Raw genomic sequence first — 14,142 nt, 5'->3', positions numbered from 1 at the left:
TTTCAACTATCATCATGCCAAGATGATTCAACCCTATTTGAAGGACAACCCCGAGCGATTGGAGCTCCTTGTCGAAGGTTTATGGGCTTGGTTAAAGAAATCCGTTATTTACAACCTGTTTTTCTCTTCCGTTGAGGAGATCAGGGCGGTAGTGAACCCTATGAGAATCATTGACCGTCTTTGCGTTCAGTTATAATAGAATCTCTATTGCCGTTTATATCGTGACTACTTATGTATGTTTAGTAAATGTCTGTGAAAGAAAGCGGCAATATTTTTTCAACGTTTTATAGTCCCTTTATGTCATTTGAACCATTCTCCACTCGCTCGAAAAGTTGTCGAGTAATTACATAGACTATATTTTTTGATTTTCACTCGTTAAATGCATACATTTTACAACATATTACGTCAATATAATACAAATAATATCCAATATTCATTTTCATATACCTTCATTATAGTTTAATACGTAGTTGATATTAGTTTAATATAAAAACGTTTTAATAGAAAAGCACTCAAATGAAAAGGAGACGATGTAATGGACAAGGAACAACTATTCAATGATCTGGAACAACGCTTTCGGGAAGGCAAGATGGATCGCCGCGGTTTTCTGCAGGCAACAGGAAAGGTCGCACTCGCATCGCTCGGTTTGACGATCGCCGCTTCGCTTAAAGGTGGTCCTGTCGACGCAGCGCCGAAATTTACGGCTTATCCATTTACTTTAGGGGTGGCATCCGGTGACCCTTGGCCGGACAGCGTTGTGCTGTGGACCAGGCTTGCACCCGACCCGCTGAATGGCGGAGGCATGTCAGGCAGCGACGTTCCGGTCAAATGGGAAGTGGCTACCGATGATAAGTTCAAAAAAGTCGTGCGTCAAGGGGTAGGCTATGCCAGAGCCCAGCTCGGACATTCCGTGCATGTCGAGGTGGATGGACTGAAAGCTCACCAAGTCTACTACTACCGCTTTCAAGCCGGAAAGGAAATGAGCCCTACAGGCCGGACGAAAACGCTGCCTGCAGTCGGATCGAAAGTATCAAAAATGACTTATGCGTTTGCTTCCTGTCAACACTACGAAAACGGCTACTATACTGCTTACCGTCATATGGCGGAAGAAGAACTGGATCTGGTCTTTCATCTCGGCGATTACATATATGAAGGCGGAGCCACTACCGGTAAACCACGCATACACAACAGTCCCGAAATTATGACGCTTACGGATTACCGCAACCGCTACGCGCTGTACAAAAGCGACAGCGATTTGCAAGCCGCACACGCCAAGTTCCCATGGGTGGTTGCGATGGACGACCATGAAGTCGAGAACAACCATGCCGGTCTGATCCCTGAGAATAATCAGCCAATCGAACCTTTCTTGGCTCGCAAGACTGCGGCATTCCAGGCCTATTATGAAAATATGCCTTTAAGAAGTTCTTCCCTGCCGAGCGGGTTCACCATGCAGCTCTACAGACAATTTTATTACGGTGACTTGGCTAATGTTCATGTGCTCGATACCCGCCAGTTCCGCGACGATCAGGCTAGCGGAGACGGAAGCAAGCCGCCGACCCCCGAATCCACAAGCGTTGACCGGTCTATTATGGGCGAAGAGCAGGAACAGTGGCTAATGTCAGGCCTCAACCAATCGCAGGCGCAGTGGAATATTATCGCACAGCAGGTGTTTTTCTGTAAGAGTGACTCCAGGATCGGAGAGGGAGAACAATACAACATGGATGCTTGGGACGGTTATTCCGCCACCCGTGACCGAATTCTTCACTTCGCAGAACAAAAAGGTCTTTCCAACCTTGTGGTCCTTACTGGTGATGTTCACTCAAGCTGGGCAAACGATATCAAAGCGGATTTCAACAATCCGGATTCCGTGACGCTTGGGGCTGAGTTTGTCGGAACCTCCATCACCTCCGGAGGTGACGGTGTTGATATCACCGATACACAAAAAGCTATCATTACGGAAAATCCGCATATCAAGTTCTTCAACGGTCAGCGCGGTTATGTGCGCTGCACAGCCACTCATAACAGCATGCAAGCGGACTACCGGGTGATTCCGTATATTTCCCGTCCTGGAGCACCGATTACAACACGTGCTTCCTTCCTGATGGAAAAGGGCAAACCGGGATTGCAGAAAATTTACGACGCTGCGGTCACTGTATAAGGAACGTACCGGATTTAAGCTCGGACTATAAGAAAACCGCCAGCCACGGCATCCGAAAGCCGTGGCTGATCCTATACAAATCTGAGGAGATGAATGGTAATGCCGTTTGGAAATATTGGAATTGGCGGTCTTGTCTTGATACTGGTTATTGCGCTTATTATATTTGGTCCTGCCAAGCTTCCTGAGCTTGGACGAGCATTCGGCAGAACGCTAAATGAGTTTAAAGGCGCTACGCGCGGTCTCGTTAACGACGATACGGAGGATGAGAAGAAGGATTCTTCAAAGACATCTGTAGAGGTTAACAAGTAGCATGGGTACGGGCAGCAATAAACAGATGAATATAATGGAACACCTTGAGGAGATGCGGAAGCGTCTCATTCAAACCTTGCTCGCGTTTCTTGTTGCAATGGTCGCCTCTTTCATCTATGTGCGGGATATCTATCAATGGCTCGTTCGCGGAATGGATGAGAAGCTGGTTTTTCTTGGACCGTCTGATGTGATGTGGGTCTATTTTATGATCGCAGGTGTATTTGCGCTTGCGGTCACCATCCCGGTAGCCGCTTATCATATTTGGAAGTTTGTGCAGCCTGCTCTTTCCGAGCAAGCTCGGCGAGCTACTCTCTTGTTCATTCCAGGATTGGCGATATTGTTCCTGATCGGCATCAGCTTCGGTTATCTTATTCTATTTCCGATGGTGCTCTCCTTCATGAATCAAATGGCTGCGGCCGATTTTAATGCGATGTATACAGCGGATAAGTATTTTACGTTCATGATTCACATGACCGTACCGTTCGGTTTGCTGTTTGAAATGCCTGCGGTCGTTATGTTTCTGACCCGTCTTGGCATTCTGAATCCGCACCGCCTTGCTAAAGCGCGCAAGATCGCTTATTTCCTGCTCCTTATCGTCGCTGTCGCGATTACGCCTCCGGATATTTTATCCGATCTGGTTGTAACCGTACCTCTGTTTTTGCTGTACGAAATCAGCATCGCGATTTCCAAGGCCGTGTACCGGAAACAGCTGAAGCTTCAGAACGAATAGGGGTAATTTTTTTACTCTACCCTTATCAAAGTTCCGAGAATATACTTGTTAATCGGGCTTCTCGTACTCTCCGAACCAGGAAAAGGCAAATAATGCAGCGATCGTTCCTATTATACTTTTCATCAAATAACCCTCCACTGCATTAACTCCATTGAGCTGAAATAATGCTTTTTCATTAATCAACAAAGTAACAATTTCGGCGGTTTTCCCTACGGTGTATACGATGAACAATATGGATTCTGCAACTTTAGATAACCGCGTGTTAACTGTACCCCATGTTGAAATCCGTTTTGGCGTTAATTAAAATTGGAATAAATAATATACCTACAATAAATAGCTAGCTTATCCTCCCACGCTTTTGGCGTTCCTGAAATTTCAATGATTTACCGCCGCCCTCCTTTTTCCATATTTGATATAACAAATTTATTAATCTTATTTCTTCAGCTTTTTGTTCAATAAAAATTTCAGTACTTCTAATTTCTCTTTGACTTTAAATGCAGGTGCGGCCACACCCAGTAATATTCAGTCAACCACTTAGCAGAATAGCCGTGAAAAGAAAAAAGCTGACTGCTCACGCAGTCAGCTCATTGTCTTATTCAACTCTTAATTCTAGAATAGCACAATTAATACTTCATACCTCTATAAGTTAAACTTCGGCTAGCAATCTAAACATAGATTCCAAAACAAATGAGTATATACATCCGTAATCAAACGTTAACTGAGAACATTCACAGGTGACCCGTTCAGGAACGCTTCAATGTCCTCAACGATACCGCGGTAGAAGCCTTGGTAGGACGCTTCTGTGACATACCCTATATGAGGCGTGGCCAACACGTTTGGCAGTGATCGGAGAGGATCGTCAACAGGCAGCGGCTCTGTCTCAAACACATCTAGTCCTGCTCCGGCAATCGTGCCGCTACGCAGCGCCTCAATCAGTGCATCCCGGTCGACGATAGGCGCGCGAGATGTGTTAATGAGGTAGGCGGTCGGCCGCATAAGCCCCAGTTCCCGGGAACCGAGCAGCCCTCTTGTGCGATCCCCGAGAACGAGGTGAATGGAGACAAAGTCGCTGCTTTCCAGAAGTTCATCCTTCGATGCCGCCAGCCGCACACCAGCGGAGGCGGCTTTTTCTGCGGTCAGATTTTGGCTCCAGGCCGCAACTTGCATGCCGAACGCTTGTCCGATCCGCGCGACATTGGTTCCGATATGGCCAAGGCCGAGCAGACCGAGCCGCTTGCCATTCAAGTCGACACCGACCGTGCTCTGCCATGATCCGCCGGTTCGAAGAGCCTCGTTCTCTCTTACGATTCTTCTCGATAGTCCAAGAATGAGAGCCCACGTTAGCTCAGTCGTACCTTCTCCACCCCCGCGCGTACCGCTTACGACAACTCCGTGTTCCGCTGCAGCGGCCAGGTCGACGGATGCGTTGCGCATCCCAGTCGTCACAAGCAGCTTCAAACGGGGCAGACGCTCAAAGAGCGCTCTCCGAAAAGGAGTGCGCTCCCTCATAATAACTACAATCTCACAATCGTCGATTGCTGCAGACAGCTCGTCCTCGCTTTCGATATGAGTGTTGAACACCTTGACATCCACACGATCGGCGATAACCGACCAGTCCGTCATGGACATAGCGACCTGCTGATAATCGTCAAGCACGGCACAGCGAATCTTCATTAGGCATTCCCCTTTCTTTTTCTCATGATCGCATACAGCCGGGTGATTGCCAAGCGTAATCGTCGGTGGCTTGTTCGAGCGTGGCGAGCGTGCCGTTCATTGGTAGCGGGCCAGCAACTCGGAGAGCCTCCTCCGAATCGCATCCTTTAATTCCGCCGGCTCCTCCAGGACAGCCTCGTTCCCCAGTCCGATGAAGAACTCCGTATAAAAAGGAATGTCGCCGCGGGATACGTCCTTGTCGATCTCTCCGCTGCCATCTTCGCGCACGTGCATCAGGGGAGCAAGCCAGAGCTCGGCTTCGCAGCGCTGGACGCCGGCTCGGCTCAGCTCCGCACGAAGGCGAACCGGCTCCCGCGGCTGTGCAGCTTCCCGCCGGCTGAGCCCGACCTCGCCAAGATCGAGCGGCTTCGTGCCGGAAGTGTCATATTCGGCCGTGCGAATCCGGTCGCACCTGAACACACGGAAGCCCTGACGAAGGAAGCAGTAGGCTGTACAATACCAGAACCCGTTGTTCGCATAGATGCAGACCGGCTGAATCCGTCGACTGCCCACCCCTTCTTCCTTCGACTCATATTCGATGACGAGCACCTTCCGATGTACGGCTGCATCAAGGAGAATGGCTAGGCAAGGGGCATCGCCCCGCCTTGTCGGCGTGATGAAGTCGACACGGTCCTTCATGCCGTCGATCCGGTCCCGGACGTCCCCGGGCATATGAAGATAGAACTTGCTCAGCGCCGAGGCCGATTCCGCCTCGAACGGCAGTGAAGAATAATGGCGCAAGGCATGCACCGCAAAAAACATAGCCACCGCTTCCTCCTCGGTGAATGCGATCGGAGGAAGCACCCTCTCCCTCACAACTTGATAGCCCCCATGCGGACCGACCTCCGAATAGAGCGGAACTCCCAGCTCGCTCAGCTCCTGCAAATCCCTTAGAATGGTGCGCGTTGAGACGCCGAACTCATCGGCAAGCTCCTGAACCTTGAACCGCCGCTTACGGTTGACGGTCATCATCAGTTCCATCAGTCTTTTAGACTTGGGCATTCTGAGCAGCCCCCTTTATTTTATAAATACATAAGTCTATGACAGAATTTGTCACCATTATACCTTACGATAGAAAACGCAAGCAACATTAAACATATAGGAGTGATCAACCATGCGCAATTATACCGCACTGTTCTTTCTCATCATGTTCATGATTGGAACCGATACGTTCCTCATCTCGCCCTTGCTTCCGACCCTGCAGATGCAATTCGGGGTGTCGACGGACATTGCCGGATGGATGCTCGGCGCTTACACGCTCGGCTCGGCCGTCTTCGCCTTGATCGCCGGGCCATTATCCGACGGCTGGAATCGAAGAACCGTTCTGCTGTGCGGCTTGGTTGGATTCTCCGTTTCGACGATTCTGTGCGGCTTCGCAGCCAGCTTCTGGACGATGTGCCTGTTCCGCCTCCTCGCCGGCGTCAGCGCGGCTTTCACAGCTCCCCAGGTGTGGGCTTCCATTCCCGCCGTAATGCCGGCAGCAAGAATATCGAAGACGATGGGCATCGCCTTTACGGGGCTTGCCGCTTCCCAGGCGCTCGGTGTGCCGATCGGAAGCTGGCTTGCGACCGCCCATTGGTCCGTGCCGTTCTGGACAATTGGAGCCGCCTCGCTGCTGCTCACCGGCTTTGCCTTCTACTTGCTGCCCGACATAAAGCCAATTCTACGAAAAGGCGAGCGGAGGTCGATCCTTCACCGGTACGTCCCGCTGCTGACGAGCGGCAAGGCAAGGAGCGGATTTCTCGCCTACCTGCTCCTTCACTTGGGGAGCGGTACCGCATTCGCATTCGCCGGCAAGTGGATGGCCGACCGCTTCGGGCTTCCGATCGGACAGATCGGCACCGTGATGATGTTCCTCGGATTTGGAACTCTGCTGGGGAGCACGCTTAGCGCTTATGCGGTCCGAAAGCTAGGGCATGCTAGCGCGGTTGCTGCAGGTATGACACTGCTCATTGCGTTATACGCGGTTATGCCCCACCTGACGCGTCTCTCCGCCGTCACGGTCATCTATCTGATCATTTTCGCGACACTCGGGATTATCTTCCCAATCGTCATGGGGGCGCTCACTTCCCTGAATGCCTCCATCCGGGGAACGATCTCCAGTCTGGCCAACGCGACGATGAACGGCGCGAACACGCTGGGCGCGTGGATAGCTGGCCTGCTCTATGTCAATTTCGGCGGATATTCGTCAATCGGCATCTTTTCGGCCGTCTGCCTGGCGCTCTCACTCGGGATGTTCCTGTTCGGCGGCTTAATGGAGAGGAATGCGGCTCGTACCGAACAGGAATCGGCATCCGCTTCCTAAGCCAAGAGCAGCCCGCAGCGGTTATTCGCCGTAAAGGGGCTGCTTTAAATTAAGCTTTAGATGAAATCTATGCAGAAATCGCCCCGGACAGCTTCGGCTGATAGGGGCGTTTCTTTGATCTGACCGATCACTTATCCAGCTCGGTATCTGGTCGACTGATGATGTGCAGCTTCTCCAGACAATCCATCGTGATATTCCGCGCTGTCGTCCCGCTGCTGTCCACATTGGTGGCGAAAACCCATATATTCCGTTTGGTTTCCACGTATCCTACATACCAGCCGAGTCCCATATCGGACAGTCGTGTTCCCGTTTTCCCATGTATAGTGTAATCATCTTGTTCATCGTCAATCATAATTCGCTTGACTGTTTTCATATTCTGCTCTCCAAAGGGTAAGGTCTCGTTCACCAGCTTCTCAATAAATTCAACCTGCTCCTGAGCCGAGATTCTGAGACTGCTGTTCAGCCAAAAGGTATCAATGCCTCCAGAGATATCACCGTTGCCGTATCCAATCCGGTCCACATCGCGCTGCATCCTTTCGCTGCCGATATCCAGGGCCATCGCCTGATAATACCAGATGGCGGAGTTTCGCATTGCAGAGGCCAGGGTATGATCCCGGTTCCACACGTCGAATTGTCGAATGACGCCGTCCCAGCGTTTGACCTCATACTCATCGGCAACCGCTTTTTCCTCCAGTCCGATTAAGGCATTCGCCACTTTGAAAGATGACTCCGGCGTATACCGTTGAACGCTTCTTAGTTGGTTATATACATATTGCTTACCGGTTTTCAGATTCTTAATGACCGTTGTACCCGGTGTTCCCTGGAATAACGAGTCTATCTTCAGCTCATGTGTATGGGCTGTTTCAGCCTGGACCTGAAGCGGAGTCATTCCGCTGACCAGCAGGATGACGGCGAATAGCAGCAGGGCTATCCGCCCCATTTTCCATAAGGATGTAGTCGTTACCTGCTTCATTGTTTTGTATCTCCTTCTGGGTGAAAACCCTGATTTCTAGATAAACCTGGAAACAGAAAACAGCTGCTTAATCAGGAATTCGGTCCTCCTTCCGTAGTTACTCTTTTGGAGCTTCCCCAGTATACTCCGGCTTGTCTGCAACATGCTGGAGCTTTTTCACGTCCTGTACCCATACAGAGAGAGGAGAACTCTAGATGACAAAATATGCGGAAGTGATTACACGAATCAAGGAGGACATGGAACAAGGCGGTCTGCGAAGAGGAGACCAGCTGCCGTCCATACGATCTTTATCGCTCGAGCTCAACTGCAGTACGAACACGATTATTAAGGCCTATCAGCAGCTTGAACAGGAGCATCTGATTTACCCCGTGCCAAGGAGCGGTTACTTCGTTGTGGATCCGCAGCGCATCCCTAACGAAGGAAAGGGCGAGGAGGATGCGATTGACTTTGTCTCTGCTGGACCTGATCGGGAGATTATGCCTTATCGGGATTTCCAGCACTCTATGAATCAGGCGATCGAGCGATACCGGGAAGATCTATTCAGCTATTCGGAGATTCAAGGGCTGCACTCTTTGCGGGTTCAGCTGGCGCGGCAACTGAGGGATGTTCAGGTATTTACTGTGCCGGAGAACATCTTTGTTGTAACTGGCTCCCAACAAGCCCTGCATCTGCTGATTTCGCTTCCTTTTCCCAATGGAAAGTGCCGCCTTGCAGTGGAGCAGCCCACCCATACTTCAATGCTGGAATCGATTAGGCAGCAGAGGGTGCATGCTTACGGTGTGGAGGTCACACGGGATGGGTTGAATCTGGAGCATCTGGAGAGTTTGTTCCGAACCGGGGAGATCAAGCTGTTCTATACCGTGTCGAGATTCCACAATCCGACCGGCTACAGTTACACGAACGAGGAGAAGAAAAGAATGGTGGAGCTGGCTCAGAACTACGATGTCTATATCATCGAGGATGACTATCTGGGGGATCTCGACACCAATAGCAAGCAAGATCCGATGTTTGCATACGATTCTTCGGGGAGAGTCATTTATACCAAGAGTTTCTCTAAAGTCATGCTGCCGGGACTGAGACTGGGGCTCGCTGTGCTCCCTTCCGAGCTGCACGAATCCTTTCTTCGCGCCAAATACGCCGCCGATGTACATACGCCGGTGTTAATGCAGGGAGCTCTCGAAATTTATCTGGAAAATGGCATGTTTGAAACCCACTTGCAAAAAATGCGGACGATCTACCGCAACAAAGCAGAGAAGCTGAGGGAAGCTTGCAGACGTTATCTGCCAGCAGGCACCGCCTATACCGAGCCCAGATCTGGTTTCTACTCGGTCCTGGAGCTGCCTCCTCCGCTTACGGCCGAACAACTAAGAAAGCATCTAGCAGTGAAGGGGGTGCTCGTGAACGAAGCGTCCGGTATGTATCTGCCGGAATTCCGCAAGAGCACGGTTATTAGGCTCAGTGTCTCACAGGTAGCAGAAGAACAGATCGACAGGGGAATTATGCTCATTGCTGAAGGGATTTGGGAACTGCTGCTCGCGAGTAGGAAAGGCATTCAATTCATTTGACAGGCGCGCAGGGGATGCTTTGAACTGTAACCCGTAAGATAATCACTTTTTTCAAGTCGTCCATCTTACGGGTACGGTTCAGCTTGTTCTCTCTACTACAACTGCTGCTCCTGCTGATAAAGTACCGTCGATAAGTAACGTTCGCCATTACTCGGAATAATGGCCACAATCCGCTTGTTGGCACCTAATCGCTTGGCAAGCTGGAGAGCTGCATGAATAGCCGCACCTGAGGAGATACCGCCAAGGATGCCTTCTTCCTTGGCAACTTTCCTTGCCAGCTCGAATGCCTGCTCATTACTCACCTGAATGATTTCATCATAAACGTTCGTATTGAGGGCTGCGATTTCGACTTCCGCTAATGCCTGACCGCGCTCCGTCGTATGTGTCATCGAACCTTTGATCCACCGCGACATTGCCGATTTGCTGGAGCGGATTCATGAGCATCCGGACATATAGCGTCAACGCAACGAAATTGCCGAGTGTAATATGCTTCGTAATGGTCAGGTAGCCCCCGAATGCCAGTGCGATGATGAGCGCAATCGTGCCCAGAAAAGGAATGAGCGACTGAAAGAAGGAGGACACGCGCACAAGGCGCAGCTGATAGTGGCGGATTTGCTCGACCGTTTGGCCGAATCGCTTGTTCATGATAGGCTCAACCGCAAATTTCTTCGTAACCCGGATGCCTCCGAATTGCTCCTCCGCCGTCTCCGTCATTTTGCCAAGCGCCTCTTGGACCTCCAGTGACCGCCTCCGGATAATCGGACCCAGATAGACGACGATGAACGGAATAACCAACAGTGGAAAGACCGATGCCAAGGTCAGATAGAATGGAATGCCGCTTACGACCATCATCGTGACAGCCGAGATCAGCAGCATTACAGCATTCGCAGTCGAGTTTACCCCCATGGAGATCGATTCCCGAACTGCCGTTACATCATTCATGAAATAGCTGAGCAGCTTCCCTACCCCGTTCTTCGAATAGAACCGCTCGCCCATCTGCGTGAAATGACGAAACAGCCCGCCCCGAACGAGAAACTCGAATTTTCTGCCCACATACATAACCAGATACATCGCTATACCGCTGAACAATACGGTGCCCACACCGATAATGAGCAGCAGCAGGCTATAGTGGATGATCAAACTTTGATTTAGCTCGCCCGTCTGCAGCTTATCCGTGAAATCGCCCAGCACTTTCGGATATAACACATTGATCAGATTGGATAGTAAATGAAAGAAAATGGAGAACAGATAGACATACCACGTCGCATGAAAAAAATCTGCTAATATCCGTTTCGGTTTCACAAGGCTTTCACTTCCCTATTGTGTGTGTTCGCCGTCTTCCCTCCGCGTTCCGATTGCGGAAACTGAAGTTCGTACAGCTGTCTGTAACGCCCTGCCAACTGAATCAGTTCTCCATGGGTGCCATGCTCAACGATCCGCCCCTGTTCCAGCACATAAATTCGATCCGCCTGCTGAATCGTGGACAAGCGGTGTGCGATGACCAGACAGGTGCGGCCCTGCAGCAATCCTGCAAGCGCCTCCTGGATATGCTGTTCAGATTCGGTATCCAGCGAAGCCGTTGCTTCATCGAGAATGATGACACGCGGATTCTTCAAGATGGCCCTGGCAATCGAGATCCGCTGCTTCTGACCGCCGGATAGCTTCATGCCGCGCTCGCCAATTTGAGTCTCATAGCCCTGAGGGAACGCCTCGATGAACCCGCTGGCATTCGCAGCTTTGGCTGCAGCCCGCACCTCCTCATCGGTTGCATGAATGCTGCCATACCGGATGTTCTCGATAATGGTACCGTTGAATAATACGATGTCCTGTGAGACGATGCCGATTTGCTCTCTTAAAGAAGAGAGTGTGACCTCCTTCAAATCGTATCCGTCGATCGTAATTGCACCGCCCTGCGGATCGTAGAACCTTGCGATCAGATGGGCAATTGTTGTTTTGCCAGAACCGGAGGAGCCGACAAGCGCAGTAATTTGGCCGTCAGCGAGCTCCAAATTAAACTTTGAGAGCACGGGTGAAGCGCTGTTGTAGGCGAAATCCACATGGTGAAAAACAATTCTTCCCTCCACAGGCGGCAGGACGGCGGCATCTTGTTTCTCCACAATCTCCGCTTTCGTGTTCAAAATCTCCATAATTCGCTCGTAGCCGGCCGCCGCCTGTTGAATCGTATTGATAATCCGGCTGAAGTGACGAATTGGATTCTGCAGCAGTCGCAGATACGCAATAAAGGCGACAATCGTGCCTACTGTCATCTGCCCTTTCATCGCAAGCCATGCGCCGAATACGAGTACGATTGCAAGACCAGCGAAATTAAGAAAATCTATAATAGGCTCATAAGCTGCCCGAAGTCGGACAACCTGGATATTCGCATCCATATTTTTCTCTGTACGTTTGGAGAATCGCTCGGACTCGTAGCTCTCGGTTGTAAACGATTTGATTAGTCGGATGCCGGTCAGCGCGTTCTGCAAATGATCGCTGACGTCTGCAACCGATTCCTGTACGATACGGAAGGAAGCGCGCATGCGCTTGCCGAACAGCCTCGTGGTCAGAATCATGAACGGAAAGGTGGCGAGCAGCAGCAGCGTCAGCCGCCAGTCAATCCACAACATATAAATCGCAATGGCGGTAAAGGTGAAGAGATCGGATATGAGCTGCATCATGCTGGAGGAAATCATCTGCTGGAGTATATTAACGTCATTCGTCACTCGGGACATCAAATCGCCGATGCGGCTGCGGTCGAAGAAGGAAACGTCCAGGCTTTGCAGATGGCGGTACAAGTCATTACGCAGCTTGTACAGCACCTTCTGTCCGATCGCGGCAATAAGCGAGGTGCTTATATAGCCAAGAATTCCTAGAAGTGCAGCAGCGCCAAGAACGCCAATGCAAACAAGGAACAGACGGTCAAAGGCCCGGTCCGGAATAATGCGGTCGATCGTAATGCGGGTTAATTGAGGAATGGCAAATTGAAGCAGCGACATGGCACTCATACAGAGAACAGCAGCGGTTAATGATTTCCACTCCAGCTTGGCATGCGAATAAATGCTTACGAACATGCCATAAATGCTGGCCGGCTTCACCTTCTCGCCAGTTCCGAATTTTCTCATTCCGCCCAATCCGCCGCCAGTGCGGAACTGTTGATCCGCAGGATTCCGTTCGCTCATTGAGGTTCCTCCCCTCCGCGATCCGTATCCTCTGCAATCTGCCGAAGCGACTGAAGCAGAGCAGCCAGCACCACACGAAGCGACTCTGCTTTGACCGGGTCGCCAAGCGCCGCCCGTTCCGCGGCTTTGAGCAGATGCAGCAGCTCTTTGCCTTTAGGCGTCAGTCTGCGATTCCTCCGGACGCCCTCGGGTTTTCCCTCCTCCTCATCGTTCTGTTCAAGACGGTCATCACCCTGGTCGCTTACTTGACCATTCTCTTCGTTCTCCTTCTCCTCCAGCAAATACGTGCGCCCTTCATCAGTAATCTCGAATACCTTCTTGCCCTCCACCTTGGATGCCTTGACAAATCCCTGATCCCGCAGCATCTGCAGCGTCGGATAAATCGAGCCGGCACTTGGCTTGTAGGTTCCGCCCGATTGTTCCTCCAGCGCCTTCATCATTTGATAGCCGTGCATGTTCTCCTGCAGCAGCAGCTCCAGCAGCGCATACTTTACCCCGCCCCGGATAAAGTATCGTTTGCCCGAACCGCTAGTCTCCCTCTCATTCCCCAGATGTAAAAATAACCGTTCTTCCTGCTTCCATGAAGATGTCATCTTTTTGCCCACCTCCGTTAACGATATATCGTATTAAATTCATTCTATGCGATATATCGTTTTCTGGCAATCCTTCCCGTTAAAAAACCAGCGCAGCTCATTTTAGCCTATGAAAAACTCCAGTAAATATAGATTTACTGGAGTTTGCACTTATTTTATATAAGGACGGATTACACTCTGGAAGGCACAGAATCGTTCTCAATTATATCTGCGATCCGCTTCACATCACTCTCATCCAGAACAATGCCGGACGCTTTCACGTTCTCTTCCACCTTCTCCGGGCGGCTTGCTCCGACAAGTGCGCTGGATACGTTAGGCTGTCTCAATATCCAAGCGAGTGAAAGCTGGCCGACAGTAATGTCTAGTTCATGCGCAATGGCCTGGATTTGCAGCAGAATTTTCTCCAGATAGTTTTCCGTCACGAGTGTTTTTTGTGAAAGCTCGCTGATCGCATACAGATGGGAATAGTTTTGGCCTAAAACAATTAACGCCATTAACGCGTATTCTCCTCTTGACGAAATCTTCATCAATTAATCAATTTATTGTCAATGACCGTTAGAATTCCTGTAAAACGAATAATTTGGCGTTTGAACAAAAACGAGCGCCTCGGTACGATGGGA

The 14,142-nt window shown here is 50.6% G+C and carries 12 protein-coding genes and 2 pseudogenes; 6 read left to right on the top strand and 8 right to left on the bottom strand.

Annotated features, from left to right (window positions below):
* Positions 1–10: 10 nt before the first annotated feature.
* The 4 genes and pseudogenes from ACFPYJ_RS05360 to tatC all read left to right on the top strand — a co-directional run.
* A pseudogene (locus ACFPYJ_RS05360) lies at positions 11–196 on the top strand (hypothetical protein); the annotation flags it as partial.
* Between the two features lie 339 nt (positions 197–535).
* On the top strand, positions 536–2,158 hold the full coding sequence (locus tag ACFPYJ_RS05355; RefSeq protein WP_379187027.1) for an alkaline phosphatase D family protein: 1,623 nt from the start codon (positions 536–538) through the stop codon (positions 2,156–2,158).
* Positions 2,159–2,257: 99 nt separating this feature from the next.
* Positions 2,258–2,467, top strand: a complete 210-nt coding sequence (locus ACFPYJ_RS05350; RefSeq protein ID WP_379187026.1) for a twin-arginine translocase TatA/TatE family subunit — start codon at positions 2,258–2,260, stop codon at positions 2,465–2,467.
* Positions 2,468–2,492: 25 nt separating this feature from the next.
* Complete coding sequence (tatC, locus tag ACFPYJ_RS05345; RefSeq protein ID WP_379187025.1) at positions 2,493–3,197, top strand: twin-arginine translocase subunit TatC; 705 nt, start codon at positions 2,493–2,495, stop codon at positions 3,195–3,197.
* 714 nt (positions 3,198–3,911) lie between these two features.
* Here tatC and ACFPYJ_RS05340 read toward each other — a convergent pair.
* Positions 3,912–4,871, bottom strand: a complete 960-nt coding sequence (locus ACFPYJ_RS05340) for a D-2-hydroxyacid dehydrogenase family protein (RefSeq protein ID WP_379187024.1) — start codon at positions 4,869–4,871, stop codon at positions 3,912–3,914.
* A gap of 96 nt (positions 4,872–4,967) precedes the next feature.
* On the bottom strand, positions 4,968–5,912 hold the full coding sequence (locus ACFPYJ_RS05335; protein ID WP_379187023.1) for a helix-turn-helix transcriptional regulator: 945 nt from the start codon (positions 5,910–5,912) through the stop codon (positions 4,968–4,970).
* Positions 5,913–6,024: 112 nt separating this feature from the next.
* Here ACFPYJ_RS05335 and ACFPYJ_RS05330 point away from each other — a divergent pair, with 112 nt between their 5' ends.
* Positions 6,025–7,215, top strand: coding sequence for an MFS transporter (locus tag ACFPYJ_RS05330; RefSeq protein ID WP_379187022.1), 1,191 nt, complete (start codon positions 6,025–6,027; stop codon positions 7,213–7,215).
* A gap of 127 nt (positions 7,216–7,342) precedes the next feature.
* Here ACFPYJ_RS05330 and blaOXA read toward each other — a convergent pair whose 3' ends face one another.
* Entirely contained in the window at positions 7,343–8,155 is an 813-nt protein-coding gene (gene blaOXA / locus ACFPYJ_RS05325; protein WP_379187046.1) for a class D beta-lactamase, read from the bottom strand.
* Between the two features lie 227 nt (positions 8,156–8,382).
* On the opposite strand from blaOXA, the gene ACFPYJ_RS05320 reads away from it, so the two are divergent.
* Positions 8,383–9,753, top strand: coding sequence for an aminotransferase-like domain-containing protein (locus ACFPYJ_RS05320; protein WP_379187021.1), 1,371 nt, complete (start codon positions 8,383–8,385; stop codon positions 9,751–9,753).
* Positions 9,754–9,848: 95 nt separating this feature from the next.
* Here ACFPYJ_RS05320 and ACFPYJ_RS05315 read toward each other — a convergent pair.
* The 5 genes and pseudogenes from ACFPYJ_RS05315 to ACFPYJ_RS05295 all read right to left on the bottom strand — a co-directional run.
* Positions 9,849–10,088, bottom strand: a pseudogene (locus ACFPYJ_RS05315) (pyridoxal-phosphate dependent enzyme); the annotation flags it as partial.
* Entirely contained in the window at positions 10,069–11,055 is a 987-nt protein-coding gene (locus ACFPYJ_RS05310; protein ID WP_379187020.1) for an ABC transporter transmembrane domain-containing protein, read from the bottom strand. The pseudogene ACFPYJ_RS05315 and the gene ACFPYJ_RS05310, both read right to left, overlap by 20 nt.
* Entirely contained in the window at positions 11,052–12,929 is a 1,878-nt protein-coding gene (locus ACFPYJ_RS05305; RefSeq protein ID WP_379187019.1) for an ABC transporter ATP-binding protein, read from the bottom strand. Before ACFPYJ_RS05305 ends, ACFPYJ_RS05310 begins: the two co-directional genes overlap by 4 nt.
* Entirely contained in the window at positions 12,926–13,522 is a 597-nt protein-coding gene (locus ACFPYJ_RS05300) for a PadR family transcriptional regulator (protein ID WP_379187018.1), read from the bottom strand. Before ACFPYJ_RS05300 ends, ACFPYJ_RS05305 begins: the two co-directional genes overlap by 4 nt.
* Positions 13,523–13,692: 170 nt before the next feature.
* On the bottom strand, positions 13,693–14,016 hold the full coding sequence (locus ACFPYJ_RS05295; RefSeq protein ID WP_379187017.1) for an aldo/keto reductase: 324 nt from the start codon (positions 14,014–14,016) through the stop codon (positions 13,693–13,695).
* Between the last annotated feature and the right edge of the window lie 126 nt (positions 14,017–14,142).

It is taken from the genome of Paenibacillus solisilvae (genome assembly GCF_042656405.1).
GTDB lineage: Bacteria > Bacillota > Bacilli > Paenibacillales > Paenibacillaceae > Paenibacillus_Z > Paenibacillus_Z solisilvae.
The sequence above is the reverse complement of the archived record's forward strand: the minus strand, read 5'-3'. Positions and strand labels throughout refer to the sequence as shown.